Below are 21,652 nucleotides of genomic sequence, written 5' to 3'. Positions count from 1 at the left end.
CTACCCGAACAGAGGGGGCCGCACTCCTCCGGCCAGCGCATCACCAGACAGGCCAGCTACGCCCCCTGACTCGGATGAAAATGGATGGAATTGGATGGATAAACGGAACCGAACATCAACAACCCGTCGCCCATCATGATCTAACCCCTTAATAATACAGCTTCCCCGACCTGTACGCCTCAGCGCTCCCCGGGCTGATCGTGATCTCCATATACGGCCCGCCGGCCGCCGCCCGGACATAGGTGTAGCGCCGCTCATCATCCCGGCCGACCACCTCTTCGATGTAACAGCCGGGCCGGTTGCCACTCCAGGTGTCGCGGTCATCCGGCCAGCGCATCACCAGCCCGGCCTCGCAATAATAGTGGATGCCCATGTCGAGGTCGTAATCAGTGAAGGCCTTACCGTCCGACATCGCACAGGTGCCGAAGGGCGGTTTGCCCTTCTTCAGCCGCTTCATCATGTAGCCATGGGCCGCAGAGCAGGGCGCGCTCGCCGGGAAGCCGCCGGCCATGCACAGGATCACGGCGCAGTCGATGTCGTAATCCTCGGCCTGGACGGCTGCAGGTGGCGCCGCCAATGCCAGGGCGGCCAGGCCGACAATTGGAAGGACGTGCTTCATCCTGCATCTCCCAGGCTGAGATAGGGGGCGAACCCGGCCGGGGCTGCCGCGGCATCGTCGAGCGACCGATGAATGATCCGCCCGGCCGGGATCCGGGTCAGAGGCGCGTGCCGGTCGGCGTAATAGGGCGTGGTTTCGATCGCGGCCCAATCCGGCCCCGGGCCGGCACAGGCCATGAGCTGGCAGGCGAGGCCTGCGATGACGATCACCCGGCGCATCAGCCCGCCTCCTCGTCAAAGGTCACGAGCCGGAGCCGGTCGTCGATGATCACCCGGCCGGCACCACCCAGAACCAGCAGCAGCGCCCGCGTCTTGCTGGTCAGCTCGTTCGGCCGGGCATAGGCAAGCGGGCTGACCGGATCGGCCGCGATCTCCGCCGCCCGCGGCGGGCAGGCCGCACAATAGAGCACCAGGTCATAACCGCTGCCGTCGAGCAGCCAGGCCGCCGCCTGGCCCACGGTCCGGACCGATGGCGGCAGATAGAGGCGCACGGTCTGGGCATCGAGGCGCTGCGGCGCCGCGACAACCGGCGGCGTGACCGGCGGCGCCGGCGCCGGCGTGGTGCAGGCACCGAGGACGCCGGCGGCCAGCAGCCCGAGGCCGGCGATGCACCCCGGACCTCTGAGCGCACTCATGGCCGCGGCCTTTCGAAGGCATAGCGTTCCGCCGTCCGCCAGACCGGTGCCTCGACCGGGCGGATGAAGAAGATGTTCACCACCGCCCCGGGCCGGACCTCGACGGTCGGCACCAGGTTGGTGAACCGCTCCAGGATCACCTTGCCCTGATCGGAGAGGTTGGAGACGACGGCATCGCCGGCGCGCGAGACCTGATCGACCCCCAGCGCCTCGGCAATCACCGAAGGCAGCGCATCGGCGATCGAGGATCCACCCACCGCGGCGGCCTGGATGTCGAGGTGATACGCGACCTTGTCGCGCACGCCGGCGACGCCGGCGCCATCGAGCTGATACTGACCGACCAGCGGGATGGTCCGGGCCTCGGCACCCGGCAGACGGATCATGAGCGGGGTGTAGATCATGCGGTTGTGGATCGGCTCGTTCGGCCCTGAAGCCCGCTGCGTCAGCCCCACCACCACCGCGCCGGCCGGCGCGATCACCGCCGTGTTGTCGGCATTCATCAGCGGCCGCGACAGGGTCGCCCGCCAGGGGCCCGGATAGTCGGAGATGCTGGTCATGTTCACGACCGCCTGCGCGGTCGTGCCCACCCCGACCGTCGCCACCGGCCCGTCATGCCCCGGGGGCACGGCATGGATGCCTTCATAGCCCTGGGGCTTGGTGACATCGCTGCGCGACTGCTCGTCCGGGCTCGCCGCCGACATGTCGATCGGCGGCGGTGCCGCCGGGGCGGCAGGTGCCGGCGACGGCGCCGCCGGCTGCGCCAGGGCCGCCTCGATCTCCCGGCGCAGACTGTCGAGGTCGCGCGCCGGCGCCGGGGTGGCAAGGGCAAGGGCAAGCGCACAGCCGGAGATGAACAGGGGCATGCGGATCATCGGCCATCCTCCTTGCGGTCATCCTGTCCTTTGAGCCGGTCGAGCTGCGCCCGCAGGGCTGACACGGCCGCCTGCCCGGCCGGCGCCTCGGTCTCCGCCGGCCGCCGACGGGAGATTTCAGTGCTCTTCACCACCATCGGCCGACGCAGCAGATCCATGGCCGCCTGTTCCGCCGGCGACAGGGGCAGGGTCTGGTCCGGAGCAGAAGCGGCTTTCGCCGCAGCCGGTGGCTGGTGCCGCTCGGCCTCCTCGATCTGGCGCAGGAAGGCATCCCGCGGATCGGGTGCCGGGGCCGGCGCCGCCGTCACCACAGGCGCCGCAGGCGAGGTCGACGCCGGCGCCGCCAGCATCTTGACGACCACCGCCACGACCACGAAGCCGCAGATCCCGGCGATCGCGATCAGGCCGCGCTTGATCGGATCGGGCCGGGTCTCGACGGGTGGTGCGGCCCCCGTCGCCTTGGCATCGGGCGTGCTCATGATTTTCGCTCCACACGGGCGAGCACATCGGCGAAGCGCAGCTCGATCACCTCGTGCAGCCCCTGGATCTCATAGACCCCGGTCAGATCGTCATAGCTGTAGTTGAGGGCCTGGACCTCTTCGCCGCGGATGCCCACGACCGCCGGCGCCCCGAAGGCATCGGAGAGGATCCGGATATAGGTGTTGCGGCCATCATCATAGGCGGCCGAGATCTCGAAAGGCGGCGGGGTCTGGCTGTAGCCCCAGCCATAGGCCGTGTTGACGGCATAGCGGAAGGCATCGATTGCATCGCGGGCCTGTTCCGCTGCCGTGGCCGATAGGGCCTCGATCTCCCGCTGACGAGCCTGGTCGAGCGCATCCATGCGCCGGCGCTGATCCTCGATCTGGATTTCGAGCCGGCGCCGCTCGGCCACAAGCGCCTCCCGCTCGGCATCGAGGGCATCAAGGCGCGCAGTTGCCGCGGCGACCGGCCGATGATCGGTGATCGTCCAGCAGGAGGTGTCGGGCACCTCGCGCGAGACCTCGAAGGTGAAATCATAGGGCCGCCCGTCGGTGCCGACCGCCGTCACGCCGACAGTGGTGCCGGCGATGGTGGTGGTCCGCGGTCGCACCCAGAGCGAGCGGCCGCCGGTCGGCGCGGTGAACACGTCCCAGAGTTCCGGCGCGGCATTGGAACTGTCGGCGATCGGCCCCGGGAAGGTGATATGGGTCGCGACCTGCGGATGCGCCGGCAGGCTGATCCGGACATGGCCGTCGAGCACGAGATCGCCGCAGGCCTGATAGACCGGATCGGCCGCCGGGGCCGAAACCCCGGGGCCCTCAGCCGCGGCGGCCGCCTGAGCAGACCGTGCGGCCTGGAGCTGGATCGGAAGCGCTGCCGCGAGGGCCGCGAGAAGAAGGATGCGCATGGCCTCTACCCCGCCTGGTCGACCCGGATGTCCTGCGAGATGATCTCAATCGCCGGCGGATTGATCGCGAGCCGGGTCAGATCCCGGCCCGCTTCGGCCGCTGGCCGCAGGGTCCAGTCGAGAGTGACGATCAGCTGCCGGCGGGTAACGACCCCGCCCGCCTGGTCGCGGTCGGTCTGGGTCAGGAAGGCAGCGGTCTTGTAGACCGCCGCTCGGGCACCCTCCGCCGGCCTGAGCAGCGTGTGATTGAGCGCGCGGACCGTGACATCGGTGGTCGGGCAGGAGACGCATCCCTCGGCCTCCGCGGCACGCCGCGCCGCCCCGAAATCCTTGAGGAACTTCTGGGTCTCCGCCGGCCCGAGGAAGGTCGAGGCATTGCCGTAATCGGTGCGGATGGTGCGCGGCTCGACCCGGAACCGCCATTGCAGGTAATTGGTCAGCGCCGCATCGATGGCCCGGTCGAAATAGCGATCGGCCTCACCACCATCATCGAGATATTCGGCATAGCCGTCGCCATTGGGCAGCAGCTTGACCCAGGCGACCCGCACATGTGCGGCATAGTCGTCCACGGCCAGCTTGTAGCCCCAGGCGAGCGGCACCATGACGGCAACGGCGGCAAGGGTGGCCAGCCGCCAGGCATTGCGGTCCCGCCGCAGCCGGGCGAGTTCGGTGACGGTGCGGGAGCGCGCAAGCCGCTCCTGCTGGTCGGCATCGATCATCATTTGACAACACCCCGCGTGAACACGGCGCGGGCGATCTGTGCCGCCCCGGTCCCGAGGGAAGCGGCCGAGGCCCATTGCGCGGCGACGCGCTGCGCCTGGAAGATCGCGATCGGCCCGAGCACCAAGGCCGCGAGCAGAAGCAGAAAGGAGAAAGTTCCGCGGATCACCGTCTCTTCGACCGTCGCCCCCCAGGGGATTTCGAAGGCATGGGCGATCAGCAGGACATTCGCGACCATCACCCCCTGGGCCAGAATCACGAACAGCACGGTCGCGCAGATCTGCCGCAACCACCCCTCAAAGATGAAGCGGAGCGGGCCGGCGAGCAGGAAGGGGATCGCGAGATAGCCGACGATCTTGAGCGCGAAGAGATAGATGATCGGGAAGACCGTGGCATAGGCGATCGCCACGACATAGACCAGCTGGACCGCCAGGAAGACAAGCATGATGGTCATCCACTGGATACCGTCCTCGACCAGGCCGAGCAGGTTCCAGAAGCTGGTGTCGGTCTCGAAGGCGATGTTGTCGAGCACCTTGTAGAGATAGCTCATCGGCGCGAAGAGGTCGTCCGAGCCAAGCGCGGCCTGCTGGATGATCGTGGCGATGCCATAGGGCGCCCGGGTCACCACATCGACGATCAGGCCGTAAGTGACGAACAGGGCCATCACCAGGGCCAGATAGACGATGGTCTCGGCCAGATCGGCGATCTGGCGGCTGCCGGTGACATAGCGGGTGACGGCGACCGCGAGATGGAGGGCCGCGAAAGCCCCCATCAGGACCATGGTCAGCTGATAATAGGGGCCGGAAGCCGCGGTGATCGCCGCAATCCGCTCGGCGACGGCCGCGTTGAAGGACGACATCATCGCCGTCCACGAGGTCACGTCGCCCAGCTGGTGGGCCGCGGCCGGATGCGCGAGGCCGGCCGTGACCAGCCCCGCGGCAAGCCCGGCACCCCGCCTAATCGAACAGGCGGTTGAAGCTGCGGAGGGCATCGGTCACGTCCTCGATCGGGTTTCCGGCAGACGACGCGCCCGGAGCCGCCGGCGTCCGTGTCGCCGACCGGCCGGGCTGGCAGTCGATCTCCTCGCAGATCTCCCCGTCCGGAATATGCGTGCCGCCCAGATCGAAGCCGATCTTCACGCCGCGATCGAGAAGGAGGTCATGGACGCAGCGATATTCGGTGGTCAGATCCTCGACGGACACCTCTCCTGCAATGTCTTCACCGCCAGTAAACGCAAATTCCGTCCGGGCTTGATGCCTCAGCCGCGCAATCTCGGCCGCTTTTAGCTTCAACGACGGGGTATCCATCGGCGCATAGTGCGCATGACAATATTTCATTGTTCCTCTGATTGCATTACTGCCAAGGCGCATTTCATGGATCTTATCGCCTTCACAGAGGACCATACTCCCGACGTTTCTCGATCCATTACATGCTTTCTGAGCAGAACTTCTTATGTCTTGGGAGGCTCGTGCGTATTTTTGGTCAAACACCCCGGCTCGATCATCGGCCCAGGTGACAGATGTCGAGGCAAGAAAGACAAGCATGCTGCCCATGAGTACGGCTCTCATTGGCTCATTCCTCTTGCCCAATCCATGATGCGAACAGGCGTGTGCCTCGCTTCGGTGCGTCGCTTCACCTCTTCCTGCCGACGCAGCTCCCTTTCGAGAGCTTTTTGCTTTGCTTCGAGCTTCTCAGCCTCTTGAGCTACAAAATATTCACGGAGTTCCCTAATTTCCTTGGTCATCTGATCGATCTGATATCCCTGCGTAATGTTCACGCTGGTATTAAGCTGCATACTCGCGCCCAACGAATCGTCACCAAGTGAATCAAGGGTCTCCCCATATCTATCAAGCATAGCGCGAGATTTTTCACTCTTCTGAGCGCTATCGATAAGAGATTTTGATGTTGCCGTTACCCGATCCTTATAGACCTGCAAATAGCTGCTCGACCGAATGAGCGCATCGATCACCGCCTCCGACGCCCCCACCTCACGGAAGGCCTGGCGGATGTCGTCCTCATCCTCCGGAAGGTCGTATTCCTGGCCGAGGATCCGGAACATCTCCCGCCGGAAATCGGTGCGATCGGGATCGAGGCCATAGATCTCTTGCAGGATGGTCCGGGCCGCCTCGTCATCGACCAGACCGGCATATTCGGCCAGCGCATCGGCAAGACCACCCAGATCGCCCAGCCGGCGGGCATTGCGGATCGCCTGAGCCGATTGTTCGGCGAGCTGGTTATAGAGCCGCTGCAACTCGGCCAGCTCTTCCGCATAGGCGCGGGCATCCTGTGAGAGGGCTGCGCCGTCGAAGGTGGGCACGCCCCCGGCCTGAACGGCAACGGGGGTGATGGCCAGACCGGCCGCCAGAATCAGGATCTTGTACCTCATGCCTCTGCTCCTGCGGGGGAGGGAACCTCAACCCGGGACGTGCCCAGCCGCGCAATCTCGGCCGCCGCGAGCACAAGGCCGCGGTCACGGCCATGCTCGGCGATCAGCCGGTCGCGGATCTGCGCTTCCCGGGGATGGGAGGTGTTGATGACGTGCTGTTCCGGGTCGACCCGGAGCGTCACGACCTTGCGGATGTCGAGATCCGGCTGGACCAGATAGGCCTCGCGCCGGGGCACCAGACGGCGGATCGCGGCGATATCGCCGTCGCGCAGGCCGAAGACCCGGCGATACTGGTCTTCATCCATCCGCCCGTCGGCCATGAAGAAGAAGGTCGAGGCCGCAGAGCGGATCGCGCTCCATTCCGGCACCTGACCATATTCCGCCGGCGACTGGGTCCAGAGTGTGACGCCGGCCTGCCACTTGCCCCAGGTCCGGACCTTGGCCGTCACATAATCCCGAAAGACCGGGATCGAGAGCGCATGATGCGCCTCGTCGATCTCCAGCATCTTCGGCACACCCCGCCGGGTCGGATCCTCGAAGGCCCGGGTGACCCGCCAGAACAGGTCGAGCAGCACCGGCCGCAGGACCTGCGGCCGGTCGCGATAGGCCCCCAGATTCCAGGCTGCAAAGGGATGATCGATCCGCCCGATCGCATCGGCCTCGGCATCAAGGATGCCTGCATACATTCCGCGATCAAACCACCTGTCGAACAACCTTCGCGTGTCGCTGTGCAGATGGGCATGCAAGGCCCGCACCGACCGCAAAGCCGGATCGAGGGCCATCACGGCCCGGATCGACTGATCGATATCCGCCTGTTCCTCGGCCGAGACCCGGCGCATCTCGGGCGTGTCGTTCGCCTCCAGCATCAGGGCGAGCAGCTGGCCCAGATGGGTCGCGAAATCGGCATCCTCGCCATCCTGCTGCGACACGAAGGGATTGAGCGCCCCGGCATCGCCCAGGGCGCAATAGCCGGCCCCATCGGTCGAAAAGATCTCCGCCACACATCTGGCGCCCGGGTCGATGTCGACCGCCCGTACCAGCCCGCCATATTTGAGGAAGTGGGTCGCAAGCGTGTTCTTGAGGAAGGTCTTGCCCGAACGTACCGGCCCGACCCCGATCACAAAGCCGCGGCCGCCGACGAAGGGCGAGAAGTGGAAGGGCTCGCCGCTCGCGGTCTCGAAGATGAACCCCGCTTCCTCCTGCCCCAGATCGGCAACGGTTTCCTGACCGGTCCGGGCCTTGAAGGCGAGCGCCAGACTGCCATGGCGCGAGGAGGTGACGATGCTCCGCCGGCGCGAGGCCCCTGCCCCGCCCGGCTGGACCGCCTGGAAGGCGAAGGGCAGGCCCAGCGCCTCCCAGACCAGCCCGATGCCCCGGGCGGCGAAGATCCGGGCGAAATCGCGCGCCCGGCTGGTGGCCGCCACAGGGTCGCGATCGGGCACGAGCAGGGTGGTGGCAACCAGCCCCCAGCGATCTTCCTCGGCCTCTGCCCTGGCGATCGCATCAAGCTTCGCCCGGTATTTCGGCCGCCACTCCTCGCGCTCGGTGGTGGTCTCGCCGCGGATCATGTTGACCAGCGACATCCGGGTCCGCTCGATCGCGGCCCGGGCTTCCGAGAAGCGCAGCGCCCGGGTGATCTCCGACATCGGCTCGAAGCTGTGCACGATCACATAATCGCCCCGACGGGCGATGGGCGCGTCCACCCCCTCGGTCAGCCAGCCCAGCGCCTGGCGCGGCAGGGTGGTGACCGACCCGATCCGCAGATAGCGGGTCTCGGCCCCGTGCAGCTTGAGGAAGGCGTCGTAGCCGATCTCGACCGGCTCGATGTCTCCGGCTGCGAGCGCCAGATCCATATCATCTTCAGGCACCACCCGGGGCGGGGCCAGCAGATGAGCCGGATCGAAGCTCGCGAGATAGCGCATCAGCCCGAAAGCCGTCTCCGGCGCCACCACCCGGGCGGCCCCGAGCTTGCCCCAGATCGCCACGATCTTGTCGAGCTGGTCCGTCGCATCCCGGGCAAGCCGGGCGAGGCCTTCGCGGCTGAGCAACAGGGCGTCGGGCGTGCGCAGCCGGCGGATGAACCGCCGGCGCGCCTCGGGCTCCAGAAAACCGCCGGCGAGCTGGTCGCGGATCTCGGCCCCGAGCGAGCCGGTCGCGGCCCGGTCACTGCCGAATTCGTAGACATGGAAGAGGAAGCTGCGGGCAAGCCCGCCCGCGTCGTTCAGGAAGCGCTCACGGGCCTTGGACAGGCGGTGCCGCAGCGGATCGGCCCGATCACGCAGATAAACCGGGATCCGGTCGAGATGCACATAGTACTGGCTGGCTGCGGCCCCGGGCGGCAGCTGTTCGGCGACCTGGCGCGCGGTCAGCGCCACATGCGACAGATCCGCCCGGGTCAGCGCATCCGGATCAACACCCTCCAGCTCGACCACGGCCAGCAGCGTGCCGCGCCGGGTGAGCATCCAGCTGCCATAGGGCGCGAAGACCTGGAAGGCCTCCGTGACCGGGTGCATCGACGACATGATCCCGGCCCCGCCCTCAGGAGAGCCCGATATAGCCGAGATCGGCCAGCCAGGGGCCCAGATTGAGCAGCACCAGACCGCCGATGGCACCACGTGCCACCCACCCCATCGGCCCTTCACGCGGCATGAAGATCCAGATCGCAACCCCGACCGCGATCGATGCTGCCATCATCGCGACCGCCCAGGGGCCGGTCATGAAGTTGACCCAGCTCTGGAAGAATTTGGTGAGGAGCGTGGTGCCCTCATTGCCCGAGGCGACGGTGCCGATATCCACCACCTGCTGCGCACGGGCCGGCAGGCTCGCGAACGCCGCGGCAGCCAGAAGCCCTGCAGCCCGGAGACGGGCCGGGATCCGGATGGTCGATTGCAGTGTCATGGGGGGAGACCTCCTCAGTCCGACCAGATGACGGGGCGGCGCCGCCGCCCGATGGTCCAGGCGCGCCACCAGGGCAGCCGCATGCGGGCCACCCAGATCTCGAACGCGCTCGGATCTTTGCGGTGCAACAGGATCAGCCCGCCCGGCAGCAGGATCCCGAGAACGATCCCGGCAACCAGGCTGACGCCCAGGGCAAACCCCAACCCGACGGCCACGGCCGGGACGAAGTAACGGGCCGGCGCACCAAGAATGGTCGTTGCAACAGGCAGTTCGTCAGCGCCTGCCATGGCCGATGCCTCGGTGCCCATCGGGACCGTGCGAGGATTCGTGCTCATTCGATGGACCTGTTTAACTTGATTGATGGATACGAAAGCGCAAGAGTTGATTTTGTTCAAGGGATAATTACAAATTAGTGTTTATGTTCGGTAACGTAGACTTGCTCTTTTCTGGAGAATGATCCCCCTTGGGCACAACCGATCTCGCCATGCAAGGAGACGAGCGGCCATGCCGACTGAAAGAAAAACCCTCGCTGACAGGCGCCCGCTGGATATCGGGAAGGCGCATTATGAGCTGTTGAGCGAGTTGAAAGCCGATCTCGCCCGACAAGGCATCAAATCGACCAGAACCAAGGTCACCCGCCACAGCATTGAGATCTACGACCGGCTGGTGATGGATGCGCTGAAGTCCGGGGAGTACGAATTCATCCATGAAGATGAAATCTACGAGTTCATCCTCGACCGGTTGCAGCGCACAATGAGGCTCCGCTCAGTCGCCTCCTGACGCATATCGCGGAGGTTGTCCAACGTGTGGTTGCGTCGAATCCTCTGAGCGGATTTTTTCGCGCGCCGGCGCTGACCCGATGGTCGGCCCGGCGCGCCATCGCCGCAGCCGGGTAAGCACCCGAAGCACCTCATCGGCATGCCGCCGGCCGGCTGCGAGGTTGCCCGGGCCGGCATTGTAGGCTGCGAGCGCATCGCGGAGATCGCCGCCGGTCGCGGTCCGCATCTCCGCCAGGATTTCCGCCCCCACCAACAGGCAGACACACCAGTCCTGAAGCAGCCGGTCGCGATCGATGCCGATGCGGGCCAGGCGTTCGTAATGGACCGAGTTCACCTGCATCAGGCAGACATCCTCGCTGCCATTTCGGTTGCCGTCATTGACCGCCCCCGGCCGCCAGCGGCTCTCGACCCAGGCCAGCGCCATCAGCACATCCGCCTCCACACCGGCGAGCCGCGCCGCGCGGGCGAAGCAGCCGGTCTCTGCCCGGGCCGCCGCCGGTAGCACGAGCAGGAGGGCGAGCACAAACATCAGGCCGCGCACCGGCTGTCCTCCCAGCTGTCCGCCTCCGGCACATAGCGCCAGAGCGTCCGGGTGTGCAGACCATCCGGTCCGCGGACAGACTCAGACATCGCCGTCACCCGGCGGCGGACATCGCTGCCGATGCGCAGCCGCGCCACATGGATGACCAAGCGCACATTCGCCCGCACGGTCTCCTCATGAAGCGCCGGCGGCACGGCCGGGGCGGCAGAGGTCAGAAGATCGCGCAGCCGGAGATAGGTCTCGCCGGCACTGTTTGCGTGAATGGTCGACATGCTGCCGCCATGGCCGGTGTTCATCGCCCGGACATAGGCCTCGGCGGCTTCAGGCGTGCGGATCTCGCCCACGATGATCCGGTCCGGCCGCATCCTGAGCGCATTGACGATCAGCCGGTCCATGCCGACGGTGATCTGATCGCGGTCGAGCTGGCGCCGGCGGAGCGCCGCTTCCAGGCGCACGACATGGCGTTCGCCCGGCACCAGGTCCTCATGGGTGTCCTCGATCGTCACGATCCGTTCCTCAGCCGGTATGAAGGCCGAGAAGGCGCGCAGCAAGGTCGTCTTACCGGAGCCCGTGCCCCCGGCGGTGAGCAGGGACTCTGCCGCCTCGACGCCTTCCCGGATCCGCGCAAGCATGGCCGGGGTGAGCATGCGCCGCGCGACCAGCTCGTCGGCCGAGAGATGACGATGCGGCGCCGGACGGATGGTCACGACCGTGCCGCCGATCGCGACCGGCTGAAGCACGGCATTGATCCGGCTGCCATCCGGCAGGCGGGCATCCAGGATCGGGTGGGTGCGCGCGTCGATCGTCTGACCGAGATTGTGCGCGATCTGCCGCACGAACTCGTCCAGCCGCTCCGCCGTCGGAAACCGGGCGGCGCTGCGCTCGATACGCCCATCGCGCTCGACGAAGATCCGCTCATGGCCGTTGATCATGATGTCGGTGATCTCAGGATCGGCCCTGAGATCGGCGATCGGCTGGCCGTAATAGCTCAAGATCTCGGCGATCATGAGACCGTTTCCCCGCCGCCCGCCGGGCCGCCTGAGGAGGCCGCCGGCGCTTCGCCCGGTGCCGTGTTCCGGCGCTTATAGGCCCGGAGGCTGCGATCCCGCCGGAGCGCCAGGGTCACCAGCTCGGCTGCGAGCTTTTCATCCGCTATGTCTTCGCCATAGGCATCCCGATAGGCCTTCTTATAGGCCATGAAGTCGGCAAAGGCATCGCGGGTCAGGGTCAGCCGCCGGATCGACAGATGCACGTCGGATTGCGGCTGGATCGACAGTTTCATGACTTGGCACCTTTTTCATGAACCCGGGCATAGGGGATCGGCTTGCGTCCCATCACCATCCGGTCGACCACCTCGGACAGCGGCATCTTCCGGATCGGCAGGAAGCGGACATAGCCCTTGGGCCTGGTCGAGACGTAAGGGCAGCGGGCCTCCTGGCGGCTGCGCTGCCATTCCCCATGCAGAACGCGGAGCAGGCCGGCCATCTGCGTGCGCACCCCCCGGAAGCCGGGCATCGCGTAAAGATCGGCGATCACCTGATGCACGGACCGGTCGTCATCCTGACGCCGGACGGCCGCCCGGATCGCCGCCGCCTGGGCATCGAAGGCCGCCTGGGTGAGGCGCCATGTCCAGCGCACCTGCCCGCCGGAAGCCGTCAGACGCAACAGCTCATAGCGGTCCTCGAAGCGGATCCGCTGGCGCCGGTCTCCGGCATCCGACAACATCTCGGCCGCAGCCGCGACATGCTCCCCCGCCGTCAGCAGACCGATGAAGTCGAACCCCTGGCGATCGGCACGGGGATAGAGGAAGAGCGCCGCATTTGCGCGCCCCAGAGCTTTCCGGCGGACCCGCTCGGCCGCCGACAGATCGGTCCGGTAGAGGCGCTGCATCCTGGTCGCGAAGGCTTCCACCTTCGTGACCGGTACGATGCCGCCGAAATGCCGGGTGTAGCCGATCCCGACATGCTTCAGCACATCCTGCATCAGACCGACTTTGTGGACATGAACCTCCATGCACACCCCCCGGTTTTGAGTGATCGCATGGAAGCACGAAGACGAAATACGCTTCAAATTTTTTCACTATGTTTTTATCAGTGAATAAGAAAGAGATACTTGCAGAAAAATATAAAGAGGTTCCAAGCACAGCGGTTTTCCGCTTGCTTGCCCCCTACCGAAAACTCAATCTGATGCCGTTGCGCACGACGCGACCGGCATCAGACGCAGGGTCCGGGACCAGAGCCTCGCCAGCCTGATCTTCCGCACTGCCAGAGCCGATCCGACGACCGGGCCGCCTCGCCAGCGGGGCCGGACGACGGGACCAGATCCGACGCTTTCACAAGCGGCCGGGGATGGTCCCCGACGCCGCACCCTGATTGAGGAGACGACACTGCTCACCCCGCCCGATGGGGCCGGGATCCTTCGTGATCCCGCCTCGCCAGCGGGATCGGATCACGTTCATGCATGCGGGCTCTCGCCTTCCCCAAGGAAGGAGGTCAAGCCGAAGGCCAGGCCCCGCACCCACGCAACCCATGCCGCCGGCCCGGGCCGTCAACCCGGGCTTCGTCACGCCGTAGCCGGATGCCCGTAATGGGGCTCGTCCGGCTGCAACGGGCGCTCGGGGGTGCAATTCCCCCGTTCGACCCAATCCTTCCCCCCGGTGGCGCCAGAAGGCCATACCGGAGGACGGGCGACACGGACACGGACCCCGCGGTGACGCGGTGTGCTCCTGTCCAGTTGGAGAGCAGGTATTCAAAGCCCTGCCCGCGGGCGGCTCGGAAGGGTCGAACGCGTGCCGAGCAGGTGGGCTTCACGCCGGGTGGGAAACCATCCGGAGGCCATCAGGGGAAACCTGGGATGGCTGGTACTCGTGGGGGCAACCTCGCGAGATCGATGGACAGCTCAAGCCTGTCATTGCACCCATGAGGGTGCATCTCGGAGAGCAAGAGCCAGCACCGGCCCTTCAGTGGCCGGCGATCGACGCTGGAAGCCGGACGGTGAGTAAGGGAGCTGCTTTGGAACCTCGGGCCCCTGAAATCTGCGATGAAAGAGCCTCAGGCTCTAACCGTCCCGGTGAGGCACTGGCGGTCTGCTCGTGAAGACCGGCTGGACTAACGTGGGAAAGGCTAAGGCCGGAACCGGCTGACACCCGGTTCATGCGCGCGTGGCTGCGCGCGACGGCTATGCCTGGGAGCGTCTGCGACGAGGCGAGAAAGGCCTGCTTGCGATTCGATCGAAGCAGCGGGCCGAGCGACGCCGGTCGATGATGGGTGGCCCCCATCACCGACCGGCCGGACAGCCAAAAGCAGACAGCGTGACGAGCGGCTGCGGCCTGGCCGCCGCGGTTGCGATACGTGCCATCCACCCTGGCCGGTGGATGGTGTCGCGGCCTTTCGGCCGCCCCTGATTTTCCGGAGAAACGCCATGACGCGACAGACGGCATCACCCTTGGGCAATGAGTCATCCAGGAGGAGACATCATGACGATCGACCGATGCGTAGCGGCACCCCTGCCGCGCGCACCAGATCGGACGGCGGTCATGCCATCCGGCGGCACATTGCCCCCGGATGGCCGACCGTCGTCGCGACCATCACAGCCGACCGTTCGACGGCGGCACTGACCATGTGATGGTCACGCAAGGCCCGGACCTTGAAAGGTCCGTGGCCGAAGGCCTGCCGGCGGGGATTTCCCCGCCGGCAGGCGCCTTCAGATGAGGTCTTCAGATGACCGGTTTCGCCGAAGCCGTCACAGGGGCAAGCAATCACCTCGCGCACCAGGCCCTGGAGGCAGGACATCCCGGCCTGCCTCTGCTCGCGATCCTCTGCCTGAGCGTGACCTGCGCGATCGGCCTGCCCGGCGCCCGCCCGGGTGATGACCGGGTCAGCGCCTCCATCCTCTGGTGGCGCCTGCGTATCGCCGCCTTCGCCGGCACCCTGCTCTTCTGGCTCCTCACCATCTGCCATCTGGTGCTCGCCGAGCGGCTGCTCGGCGATGGCGCCGCACGCTGGTTCCTCGTCGACTGGGCCGGGCGCTGGGGCCTGCTCGGCCTGGCCCTGATCGGCCTTGCGGTCAGCAGCCGGATCCTCGCCATCCGCTACGGCCTGACCTGGCTGTCGAAGCAGCTGCGGGCCCACCGCAACAGCCAGGAAACCGAGGCTCTGTCCGATGTCCGCCACGAGGCTGCCCGCTGGGCAGACGCGCAAGGGTTTGATCCCCGCAACCACTACCGCCCGGGCCTCGTTTTCACCGGCCTCGCCCCCGACGGCCAGCCGGTTTCAATCCCGGTCAAGACCGCGCTCGAGACCATGAAATGCGTCATCGGCGCCACCCGCTTCGGCAAGGGCGTCACCTTCCAGGTCTGGGCGGATCAGGCGGTCCAGCGCGGTGATTGCGTGATCTTCGTCGATCCCAAGGGCGATGACTTCCTGCCCGTGATCCTGCGAAGCCGGGCTGAAGCCATGGGCCGGGAATTCCTCCTGGTCGATCTGCGCGAGACCGGCGCCGGCCGCTGGGCGCCGCTTGAACACGGCCCCCTTGAGGAGCGGATCATCCGGATGACCGAACTTCTGGGGCTGAAGGAGCGGGGCACCGATGCCGACCATTACAAGATCCTGGCCGCCAGCGTCATCCGCGAGGTGATGGCGGAGCTGCCGCGCACCAGCCTCGGCGCAATCGCCGACGCCCTTGAGCGGCGCGACCTGTCAGAGGGGGAATGGAAGGCCCTGCTCTCCCCGCGTGAGAAGCTGAAACGCCTGGCCCGGCGTCCCTCCCTCACGCCCAGGGCCGGCCGTGGCCTCGATCTCGACCGGGTGATCCGCTCGAACGCCGTGCTCTATGTCATCGGCGACATCGATGACGACGAGATCCGGCTTGCGGCCCGCACACTGCTGGTCGAGGTGGCGCAGCTCGCCCGGAGGCTCCGCCATGAGCGCACGGCCCCGCTCAGCCTCTTCGTCGACGAGCTGAAATTCATGGCCTCGGCGGTCATCCTCCGCGTCCTGGCCGCGGCCGCCTATACCGGCCTCAACCTCAATCTCGCCTTCCAGTCCTTCGCCGACCTGCTCAAGCCCGATGACGAAAGCCTCGACGGCCGCGCCGTGCTCCAGGCTGTCCTGACCAACTGTCAGGTGAAGCTGTTCTTCGGCGGCTCCGATGTCGAGACCGCCGAATGGGTCCAGGCTGCCTCCGGCACCAGGCCCAAGCGGGTCACCCGCATGGAGCGCACGGAGGTGGGCGCCTATGGCGGCGAGCGTTGGGAAGACGGCCGGACCGTGGGCGAGATCGAAGAACCGCTGATCCACGCCAACACCATCCTGACCCTGCCCCGGGGCCATGCCGTGCTGTTCCAGCCGGAGCGGACCGCCAGCCTGGTCCGGGTGCAGCCGATCCGCATTCCGGAGACCGAGGTGATCGCTGCAAAGGCTGTCACGGCAGCAGCATCTGCATGATTATGCTTTTATGTACTTATGCATATATTTAACAGGAGCATCGATAGCACGCAGGCCTGACAAAATCCGCATATTGCGTAAAATCCACAATAGAAAGGGAGGCTCCATGCGCGAAGTGTCCGCTACCGAGTTCGCTCGGAATTTTGGCCAGTACCGCGAGATCGTCCAGCGTGAGCCTGTGGCCGTGACCAGCCATGGCCGCACGACAGGCTATTTCGTGTCGCCTGTCGAGTATGAGGAACTGCAACGCTACAAACACCTCATGCAGCGTTCCTTTGCGACCAAGGACCTTTCTGCCGAACACATCGCCGCGATCGCCGGCGGCCACATGGCGGCCGAGCATGACCATCTCGACGCGCTGCTAGAGAACGAGTGACCTGATTCCCGTATGGCGTTTCCCACTCCCCAGCTCGGTCTCGTTCTTTCCTACGCCTATCTCTGGCATCACGAGCATCAGGCCGGACGGGAAGAGGGCCGCAAAGATCGCCCCTGCGTGATTGTCCTGGTGGTAAAGTGTGAGGATGGCCAGACGATGGTCACGGTGCTGCCGATCACACATACGCCGCCCGCCGACCCTGCCTCCCATCGCGGGCAATGAACGGCGCTACGCCCACGGCTTTCTGCCGCCGCGGCTGTTCCGCCAGATCGTGATGCGGCTACAAGAGCTGTGGGCCACTGATTCCACGCGAGCAATTTCACGAGACTAGGCTCAGGAGACCGGATTCGGCTTGAGATATAGGTCACGGCCTTCTTTCACGGAGGCCGTGACGACCCAGAATATGTTAGTTGCCAGGGGCAGCTTAAGCTGCCTCATTGCCGTTCGACGCATGAGCCTGCGATGTCTGGAAAGACATCCGCAGCCCAAGCGCACGCGCAACCTTCATGACCGTGGCAAGGGTAGGATTACCCTCTCCAGACAGGGCTTTGTACAAACCTTCACGGCTCATGCCTACGTCACGAGCGAGCTGGCTCATGTTGCGGGCGCGTGCGACATCTCCCAGCGCAGCCGCAACCAAAGCGGGATCGCCATCTTCCATTACAGCTTCCAGGTAAGCTGCGATGTCATCCTCAGTCTTGAGATAATCAGCCGTGTCGTAGCGGCTGAACCCTTCCTGAGCCATATCATCACTCCTTCCATTCTGCGGCGATGGCTTTTGCCAGGGCTATATCCCGGTCCTGGCTGGATTTGTCGCCGCCACAAAGCAGCAGAATCACCAGCGGACCGCGTCGCATGAAATAAACTCGATAGCCGGGACCGTAATCGATCCGCATCTCAGAGACGCCTTCGCCGACAGGCTTCACATCTCCCGGATTACCGAGACTCAGGCGCCGGATACGCGTCTGTATGCGGCTCTTAGCACGAATGTCCCTAAGAGCATCAAGCCATCTGTCGAAGGTATCGCTCTTGATGAGGTCGATCATATGCTAACTATACCTGACAATCCCCAGAGTCGTCAATTATAGTTGACATATGTATGCAGAGTACTCCGGGATGTCTGCCATCAAGCTCAGGAGCGAGGCTCACCCCTGGCCTTTGCCTCGCGCTCCTGCAAAAGCTTCTCGACCGCTTCGCGCACGAAATCGGTCCGATCCTCTGTCCGGCCGAGGACGGCTGCGATGCGCTCAAAAGTGCCCTCTGGAAAGCGGGCAACCATATGATCAAAGAGTTTTTTGCGAGGCGGCATCTGCGCATTGTGAGAGATGTGTGCAATGGCATCAATAACGATTCGTTTTAGATATCTATGTTGTATTTGATATCATCTTAGATATCATATACCTCAGGTTGACCAGATAGCCCCGGGGCCCTCCCACTCAGGAGAGCGAGACATGATGCATATCGATGACGATCTGAAGCACGAACTGGCCGAACACTGCCAGATCATCGCCGCCCGGATCCGTGATCTGCGGATCCGGCGTGGCATGTCCCAAAGCGAGCTTGGGAAGCTGATCGGCCTCAGCTTTCAACAGGTCCAGAAGTACGAGAAAGGCCGCAATCGGGTCTCCGCAGACCGCCTCAGCCTGATCGCGAAGGTGCTGGGTGTGTCCCCCGCCTTCTTCTTTGAAGGTCTGGGTGGGATGCCTGCAAGCAAGGCCTTCGACCCTGACACTGAACGCCTGGTCAGGGCCTGGTGGGCCGTCCCGCCAGCGATCCGTGGCGGCATCCTGTCGACGGTCGTCGCTGTCGATGCAGCCCTCAGGGACCGTTGATCACTAACCATCTGCCACACCGAAGGCCTCCCCTCAACCCCACGCCGGCAGAGCCGGCGTCCCGCCTGCGGGCTTCGGGGGTTGACCGGAGGCCTTCGCCGCGGCCGTGCCAGAGGTGTCGGGACGAGGGGCGTCGCCCTCGTCCTCGCTACCGCGAGGTTCGACCGGCCTGCGGCCCGCGTCGAACCAGGGGCGGGAGACATTACATTTTCACAGTTATGTATATATGTATTTATGCTAAACTCTGCACCCTTGCCAGGCAATTCAGCTCAAGTCCATGATTTGAAACGAATTTTCGTATGCATATGCATTTTTATGGAGATATAGGGCGCTGACCGCAGGCAACACCCTACCGATAATTCAGCGGTCTTGGTCTGCCTCCGCCTTCTGTCTCGACTCGCCGAGGTCATACCTCGGCTTCGAGCACGACCGGATCACAGAAGATCAGGCTGCATGGTCCTCGTGGTCGAGAAAACGACGCAGGGCGTCACTGACGACGGTATTCAGATTCACGCCCCGGCGCCTGGCATAGAGCATGGCGCGGCGGTGCAGATCGCGGCCGGGCCGGACGTTGAAGCTGCCCTTCAGAGGCATATCGGGTTTACGGCCCTGAGCCGCGCAAAGCTCAAGGTAATCGTCCACGGCCTCGTGAAAAGCAGCCTTGAGGCCTTTTCCGTCCACGCCCTCATAGGTCACCAGATCACGGATGAACTCCAGCCGCCCGTGCAACACCTCGTCCTCGTCACTGTACTCGACCGAGCCGAGATAGCCCTTATATTCCAGCATCATGCTCATATCAGACCCTCCTCGGTCAGCACCCGCAACACATCCTCGATGACGTACATCCTGACGATGTTGCCGGGGTGCGGCTTGTGCAATGCGATGGTCGGCGCGGTGTCATGGATAAACCGGCGACGGGACCCGCCTGTCTTGCCGGTCGCCGCCTCGCTGTATCCCAGCCCTTCCAGCAGCCTGACCAGCTCGCCCCAGGTGAAATCCGGTGGCGTTCCAGCGTGTCAAGCGCCGTCGCCTGTATCCGGCCCTCCCCAGAGGAAACTTCTGCGAACGGGAGAGCGCTCCACCGCGGGTGGTCGTATCCAATTACGTGTTCAAAATAATGTTCTCTAAAGAACAAATTTTCTTCGGAATTTCTTGCTGTCTTGACTCAATTATTTAGATCTTTTTTTTTCTGAAACACACCCTATATAAGATAAAGATTGTAAATATTTATGAGATGAGTGTCCTGGCCACACGAAACCCAATCCAGCTGAGCCGGGTGGCAGAGGGGAACCAGTTGCGGGACGCGGAGCGGAGATTCCTCGAATCGTCGTTCCAGGAACCGCCGCGCAGGATACGGATTGGTGAGGATTTTTTTACTAATGCCGAGCCATCCGTCAGTACGCCAATATAATCTTTATGCCATGTATCCTCACACCATTCCAAAACATTCCCATGCGTCTGATAAAGACCGAAGGGATTCGGAACAAAATTGCGCACAGCAACGGTCCTTTTAAAATATTCTCCAAGCCATTTGACGGCATTAGTATAGTCTCCACTATAGTTCGCCTGCCGCCGCGTGATGCTCCCGCCCCACCAGAACGGTGTCTCCCTACCACCCCGGCACGCATATTCCCATTCCGCTTCGCTCGGCAGGCGATAACGATCCTCACGGCCCGTCAGGCCAAGACGATCGTTCACCCAGTCCAGGTAATGTTGCACATCCTCATACGACACATTAATCACCGGACGATCATCCCGTCCCCACCCGTGATCGAATGGATGATATCGCTCCGATCCCCGCGGCGCGTAAGCATCCCATTCGGCAAAGCTCACCGCACAGGTCCCGATCGCCAGATCGTAGCCGATCTCCACCCAGTGGCGCGGACCTTCGTCGTTACTCCGCCCCGGCTCATCCTCCGGCGATCCCATCTGAAACCGGCCGCGCGGCAGAACCACCATCTCCGGGCACCACGGCGCATCAACGTCACGGAACACGGTGCCAGGCGCCCGTACCCGCCACGGCGACCCAGCGGAGGGGGCCATGTCGTCAAGAGCAACCAGCGCATAGACCGCCCCCATCGCCACTGCGAAATCGGTGGCGCCGAGCCGCAACGGTTCCGGCAGACCCCGCGGCTCTGTCAGCGCCTCGACGATCTGTCGCGTCACCAGCGGTATTCGTGACGACCCCCCGATCAGCAACACATGCTCTATCGCATGCCCGCGCCGATCCGCCGCATCTGCAAGGTCCTTGCTCAGGCGCACCGTCGCAGCGATACGCTCGTCGATCAACCCTTCCAGGGTCGCCTGATCCAGATCCTGCTTATGGCGCTGTCCCGCCAGGACCCCCCGCAAAGTCACCTTTGGCTTCGACGACAGGGCTTCCTTCGCCATCCGGCAGGCCCGCAGCACAGGAGAGTTGAAGCTGCCGTCAGAGGCGTCGAAGGACCTTCCATGCTCCTCCCGCGCCGCCCCGTCGAACCACCGATAGACCGACCGGTCGAAATCCTCGCCGCCGCACCGGTCCAGCCCTCGGGGCGCCACCACCACCCGGTAGCCATCCTCCACTCGCCGCAGCACCGCAGCGTCGAAGGTTCCACCCCCCAGGTCGTACACCAGCACGACATTACCCAGGCGCTGTCCCTGGTCCCGCAACCCGGCATGGCCGGCGGCCACAGGCTCCTCCACCAGCCGGACATCCCCCAACCCCGCCCGCGCCGCCGCTTCGCGGAGCGCGTCACGCGCCGAAGGCCCGAAGCTTGCCGGGCAGGTCAGAACCACCGGCCCCACCGGACCGCCGAAATGCAGCGCCTCGGCATCTTCCCGCAGTTTGGTCAGAATCGCCGCCACTGCGTCCACGGCCGTCACCACGCGACCATCCGGAAGCGCCCGTACGAAATCCCCGTCACCGAGATAGCGCTTCGGCGCCATGAACACCCACGCCGCCTCTTCCTCATCCTCCAGCATGATATTCTGGGCCGGCGTCCCCACCAGCGTGCCGTCGGCACCGAAATATACCAGCGACGGGGTCTTTTCCTCGCCTTCCGCGTTCCGAAGGACCGTTGCACGTCCGCTTACCGGGTCAAGCGTCGCCATGCTGCTATAGGTGGTTCCGAAATCAATCCCGAGTACACGCAATGTCATGATCTGTTCCCACTCTCGACTAT

26 protein-coding genes are annotated in these 21,652 nt (G+C 64.7%); 4 read left to right on the top strand and 22 right to left on the bottom strand.

What is annotated here, in order from left to right:
- Positions 1 to 148: 148 nt before the first annotated feature.
- Genes WI697_RS24475 through WI697_RS24415 form a run of 13 tightly spaced genes read right to left on the bottom strand, consistent with a single transcriptional unit; the run spans position 149 to position 9,803 of the window.
- Positions 149 to 619, bottom strand: coding sequence for a hypothetical protein (locus WI697_RS24475; protein WP_345960264.1), 471 nt, complete (start codon positions 617 to 619; stop codon positions 149 to 151).
- Entirely contained in the window at positions 616 to 837 is a 222-nt protein-coding gene (locus tag WI697_RS24470) for a hypothetical protein (RefSeq protein WP_345960263.1), read from the bottom strand. The genes WI697_RS24475 and WI697_RS24470 overlap by 4 nt, the downstream gene beginning before the upstream one ends.
- Entirely contained in the window at positions 837 to 1,253 is a 417-nt protein-coding gene (locus tag WI697_RS24465; RefSeq protein ID WP_345960262.1) for a hypothetical protein, read from the bottom strand. Before WI697_RS24465 ends, WI697_RS24470 begins: the two co-directional genes overlap by 1 nt.
- Positions 1,250 to 2,125 (bottom strand): TrbI/VirB10 family protein, encoded by an 876-nt coding sequence (locus WI697_RS24460; protein WP_345960261.1) that lies wholly within the window; start codon positions 2,123 to 2,125, stop codon positions 1,250 to 1,252. Before WI697_RS24460 ends, WI697_RS24465 begins: the two co-directional genes overlap by 4 nt.
- The gene (locus tag WI697_RS24455; RefSeq protein WP_345960260.1) at positions 2,122 to 2,604 is read right to left on the bottom strand and encodes a hypothetical protein; all 483 of its coding nucleotides are present in this window, start codon (positions 2,602 to 2,604) and stop codon (positions 2,122 to 2,124) included. The genes WI697_RS24460 and WI697_RS24455 overlap by 4 nt, the downstream gene beginning before the upstream one ends.
- Positions 2,601 to 3,512, bottom strand: coding sequence for a TrbG/VirB9 family P-type conjugative transfer protein (locus WI697_RS24450; RefSeq protein ID WP_345960259.1), 912 nt, complete (start codon positions 3,510 to 3,512; stop codon positions 2,601 to 2,603). The genes WI697_RS24455 and WI697_RS24450 overlap by 4 nt, the downstream gene beginning before the upstream one ends.
- A 5-nt stretch (positions 3,513 to 3,517) precedes the next feature.
- Positions 3,518 to 4,234, bottom strand: a complete 717-nt coding sequence (locus WI697_RS24445) for a hypothetical protein (protein WP_062765984.1) — start codon at positions 4,232 to 4,234, stop codon at positions 3,518 to 3,520.
- Complete coding sequence (locus tag WI697_RS24440; protein WP_345960258.1) at positions 4,231 to 5,223, bottom strand: type IV secretion system protein; 993 nt, start codon at positions 5,221 to 5,223, stop codon at positions 4,231 to 4,233. The genes WI697_RS24445 and WI697_RS24440 overlap by 4 nt, the downstream gene beginning before the upstream one ends.
- A complete protein-coding gene (locus WI697_RS24435) occupies positions 5,189 to 5,785 on the bottom strand; it encodes a hypothetical protein (RefSeq protein WP_345960257.1) in 597 nt (198 codons plus the stop codon). Before WI697_RS24435 ends, WI697_RS24440 begins: the two co-directional genes overlap by 35 nt.
- An 11-nt stretch (positions 5,786 to 5,796) precedes the next feature.
- The gene (locus WI697_RS24430; RefSeq protein ID WP_345960256.1) at positions 5,797 to 6,618 is read right to left on the bottom strand and encodes a hypothetical protein; all 822 of its coding nucleotides are present in this window, start codon (positions 6,616 to 6,618) and stop codon (positions 5,797 to 5,799) included.
- Positions 6,615 to 9,131, bottom strand: a complete 2,517-nt coding sequence (locus tag WI697_RS24425; protein ID WP_345960255.1) for a VirB4 family type IV secretion system protein — start codon at positions 9,129 to 9,131, stop codon at positions 6,615 to 6,617. Before WI697_RS24425 ends, WI697_RS24430 begins: the two co-directional genes overlap by 4 nt.
- A 25-nt stretch (positions 9,132 to 9,156) precedes the next feature.
- Positions 9,157 to 9,516, bottom strand: a complete 360-nt coding sequence (locus tag WI697_RS24420) for a hypothetical protein (protein ID WP_062765969.1) — start codon at positions 9,514 to 9,516, stop codon at positions 9,157 to 9,159.
- 14 nt (positions 9,517 to 9,530) lie between these two features.
- Positions 9,531 to 9,803: a hypothetical protein gene (locus WI697_RS24415; protein WP_296709020.1), complete on the bottom strand. Its 273-nt coding sequence runs from the start codon at positions 9,801 to 9,803 to the stop codon at positions 9,531 to 9,533.
- Between the two features lie 217 nt (positions 9,804 to 10,020).
- On the opposite strand from WI697_RS24415, the gene WI697_RS24410 reads away from it, so the two are divergent.
- The gene (locus tag WI697_RS24410) at positions 10,021 to 10,296 is read left to right on the top strand and encodes a hypothetical protein (RefSeq protein ID WP_062765963.1); all 276 of its coding nucleotides are present in this window, start codon (positions 10,021 to 10,023) and stop codon (positions 10,294 to 10,296) included.
- Here the strand turns inward: WI697_RS24410 and WI697_RS24405 are convergent.
- Genes WI697_RS24405 through WI697_RS24390 form a run of 4 tightly spaced genes read right to left on the bottom strand, consistent with a single transcriptional unit; the run spans position 10,282 to position 12,849 of the window.
- Positions 10,282 to 10,836 (bottom strand): lytic transglycosylase domain-containing protein, encoded by a 555-nt coding sequence (locus WI697_RS24405; RefSeq protein WP_345960254.1) that lies wholly within the window; start codon positions 10,834 to 10,836, stop codon positions 10,282 to 10,284. The genes WI697_RS24410 and WI697_RS24405 overlap by 15 nt on opposite strands.
- The gene (locus WI697_RS24400; RefSeq protein ID WP_345960253.1) at positions 10,824 to 11,843 is read right to left on the bottom strand and encodes a CpaF family protein; all 1,020 of its coding nucleotides are present in this window, start codon (positions 11,841 to 11,843) and stop codon (positions 10,824 to 10,826) included. The genes WI697_RS24405 and WI697_RS24400 overlap by 13 nt, the downstream gene beginning before the upstream one ends.
- Entirely contained in the window at positions 11,840 to 12,118 is a 279-nt protein-coding gene (locus tag WI697_RS24395) for a hypothetical protein (protein ID WP_345960252.1), read from the bottom strand. The genes WI697_RS24400 and WI697_RS24395 overlap by 4 nt, the downstream gene beginning before the upstream one ends.
- On the bottom strand, positions 12,115 to 12,849 hold the full coding sequence (locus WI697_RS24390; protein ID WP_345960251.1) for a hypothetical protein: 735 nt from the start codon (positions 12,847 to 12,849) through the stop codon (positions 12,115 to 12,117). The genes WI697_RS24395 and WI697_RS24390 overlap by 4 nt, the downstream gene beginning before the upstream one ends.
- A gap of 1,706 nt (positions 12,850 to 14,555) precedes the next feature.
- Between WI697_RS24390 and WI697_RS24385 the strand changes: the two genes are divergently transcribed.
- Together WI697_RS24385 and WI697_RS24380 are read left to right on the top strand one after the other, a co-directional pair.
- Positions 14,556 to 16,280, top strand: a complete 1,725-nt coding sequence (locus WI697_RS24385) for a type IV secretory system conjugative DNA transfer family protein (RefSeq protein WP_345960250.1) — start codon at positions 14,556 to 14,558, stop codon at positions 16,278 to 16,280.
- 106 nt (positions 16,281 to 16,386) lie between these two features.
- Complete coding sequence (locus WI697_RS24380; protein ID WP_062762587.1) at positions 16,387 to 16,656, top strand: type II toxin-antitoxin system Phd/YefM family antitoxin; 270 nt, start codon at positions 16,387 to 16,389, stop codon at positions 16,654 to 16,656.
- A gap of 424 nt (positions 16,657 to 17,080) precedes the next feature.
- On the opposite strand, the gene WI697_RS24375 is transcribed toward WI697_RS24380, so the two are convergent.
- Together WI697_RS24375 and WI697_RS24370 are read right to left on the bottom strand one after the other, a co-directional pair.
- On the bottom strand, positions 17,081 to 17,401 hold the full coding sequence (locus WI697_RS24375; protein WP_345960249.1) for an addiction module antidote protein: 321 nt from the start codon (positions 17,399 to 17,401) through the stop codon (positions 17,081 to 17,083).
- Between the two features lie 4 nt (positions 17,402 to 17,405).
- A complete protein-coding gene (locus WI697_RS24370) occupies positions 17,406 to 17,702 on the bottom strand; it encodes a type II toxin-antitoxin system RelE/ParE family toxin (protein ID WP_345960248.1) in 297 nt (98 codons plus the stop codon).
- Positions 17,703 to 18,107: 405 nt separating this feature from the next.
- Here WI697_RS24370 and WI697_RS24365 point away from each other — a divergent pair, with 405 nt between their 5' ends.
- Positions 18,108 to 18,488, top strand: a complete 381-nt coding sequence (locus WI697_RS24365) for a helix-turn-helix domain-containing protein (protein ID WP_062762591.1) — start codon at positions 18,108 to 18,110, stop codon at positions 18,486 to 18,488.
- 444 nt (positions 18,489 to 18,932) lie between these two features.
- Here the strand turns inward: WI697_RS24365 and WI697_RS24360 are convergent, their stop codons facing one another.
- From WI697_RS24360 to WI697_RS24350, 3 genes are all read right to left on the bottom strand, one after another.
- On the bottom strand, positions 18,933 to 19,283 hold the full coding sequence (locus WI697_RS24360) for a type II toxin-antitoxin system HicB family antitoxin (protein ID WP_345960247.1): 351 nt from the start codon (positions 19,281 to 19,283) through the stop codon (positions 18,933 to 18,935).
- Positions 19,280 to 19,468 carry a type II toxin-antitoxin system HicA family toxin gene (locus tag WI697_RS24355; protein WP_345960280.1) on the bottom strand — a complete coding sequence of 63 codons (189 nt, stop codon included), beginning with the start codon at positions 19,466 to 19,468 and terminating at the stop codon, positions 19,280 to 19,282. The genes WI697_RS24360 and WI697_RS24355 overlap by 4 nt, the downstream gene beginning before the upstream one ends.
- 247 nt (positions 19,469 to 19,715) lie before the next feature.
- Entirely contained in the window at positions 19,716 to 21,629 is a 1,914-nt protein-coding gene (locus tag WI697_RS24350) for an Hsp70 family protein (protein WP_345960246.1), read from the bottom strand.
- Positions 21,630 to 21,652: the final 23 nt, after the last annotated feature.

This window comes from Tistrella mobilis, assembly GCF_039634785.1.
Taxonomy (GTDB): Bacteria; Pseudomonadota; Alphaproteobacteria; order Tistrellales; family Tistrellaceae; genus Tistrella; species Tistrella mobilis.
Note: the sequence above shows the minus strand (reverse complement) of the source record. Positions and strands in the feature narration are given on the sequence as shown.

Coding starts and splice junctions, on each gene's coding strand:
- WI697_RS24475 (WP_345960264.1), bottom strand. CDS start 619: ATGAAGCACGTCCTTCCAATTGTCGGCCTGGCCGCCCTGGCATTGGCG.
- WI697_RS24470 (WP_345960263.1), bottom strand. CDS start 837: ATGCGCCGGGTGATCGTCATCGCAGGCCTCGCCTGCCAGCTCATGGCC.
- WI697_RS24465 (WP_345960262.1), bottom strand. CDS start 1,253: ATGAGTGCGCTCAGAGGTCCGGGGTGCATCGCCGGCCTCGGGCTGCTG.
- WI697_RS24460 (WP_345960261.1), bottom strand. CDS start 2,125: ATGATCCGCATGCCCCTGTTCATCTCCGGCTGTGCGCTTGCCCTTGCC.
- WI697_RS24455 (WP_345960260.1), bottom strand. CDS start 2,604: ATGAGCACGCCCGATGCCAAGGCGACGGGGGCCGCACCACCCGTCGAG.
- WI697_RS24450 (WP_345960259.1), bottom strand. CDS start 3,512: ATGCGCATCCTTCTTCTCGCGGCCCTCGCGGCAGCGCTTCCGATCCAG.
- WI697_RS24445 (WP_062765984.1), bottom strand. CDS start 4,234: ATGATGATCGATGCCGACCAGCAGGAGCGGCTTGCGCGCTCCCGCACC.
- WI697_RS24440 (WP_345960258.1), bottom strand. CDS start 5,223: ATGCCCTCCGCAGCTTCAACCGCCTGTTCGATTAGGCGGGGTGCCGGG.
- WI697_RS24435 (WP_345960257.1), bottom strand. CDS start 5,785: ATGGGCAGCATGCTTGTCTTTCTTGCCTCGACATCTGTCACCTGGGCC.
- WI697_RS24430 (WP_345960256.1), bottom strand. CDS start 6,618: ATGAGGTACAAGATCCTGATTCTGGCGGCCGGTCTGGCCATCACCCCC.
- WI697_RS24425 (WP_345960255.1), bottom strand. CDS start 9,131: ATGCACCCGGTCACGGAGGCCTTCCAGGTCTTCGCGCCCTATGGCAGC.
- WI697_RS24420 (WP_062765969.1), bottom strand. CDS start 9,516: ATGACACTGCAATCGACCATCCGGATCCCGGCCCGTCTCCGGGCTGCA.
- WI697_RS24415 (WP_296709020.1), bottom strand. CDS start 9,803: ATGGCAGGCGCTGACGAACTGCCTGTTGCAACGACCATTCTTGGTGCG.
- WI697_RS24410 (WP_062765963.1), top strand. CDS start 10,021: ATGCCGACTGAAAGAAAAACCCTCGCTGACAGGCGCCCGCTGGATATC.
- WI697_RS24400 (WP_345960253.1), bottom strand. CDS start 11,843: ATGATCGCCGAGATCTTGAGCTATTACGGCCAGCCGATCGCCGATCTC.
- WI697_RS24395 (WP_345960252.1), bottom strand. CDS start 12,118: ATGAAACTGTCGATCCAGCCGCAATCCGACGTGCATCTGTCGATCCGG.
- WI697_RS24390 (WP_345960251.1), bottom strand. CDS start 12,849: ATGGAGGTTCATGTCCACAAAGTCGGTCTGATGCAGGATGTGCTGAAG.
- WI697_RS24385 (WP_345960250.1), top strand. CDS start 14,556: ATGACCGGTTTCGCCGAAGCCGTCACAGGGGCAAGCAATCACCTCGCG.
- WI697_RS24380 (WP_062762587.1), top strand. CDS start 16,387: ATGCGCGAAGTGTCCGCTACCGAGTTCGCTCGGAATTTTGGCCAGTAC.
- WI697_RS24375 (WP_345960249.1), bottom strand. CDS start 17,401: ATGGCTCAGGAAGGGTTCAGCCGCTACGACACGGCTGATTATCTCAAG.
- WI697_RS24370 (WP_345960248.1), bottom strand. CDS start 17,702: ATGATCGACCTCATCAAGAGCGATACCTTCGACAGATGGCTTGATGCT.
- WI697_RS24365 (WP_062762591.1), top strand. CDS start 18,108: ATGATGCATATCGATGACGATCTGAAGCACGAACTGGCCGAACACTGC.
- WI697_RS24360 (WP_345960247.1), bottom strand. CDS start 19,283: ATGAGCATGATGCTGGAATATAAGGGCTATCTCGGCTCGGTCGAGTAC.
- WI697_RS24350 (WP_345960246.1), bottom strand. CDS start 21,629: ATGACATTGCGTGTACTCGGGATTGATTTCGGAACCACCTATAGCAGC.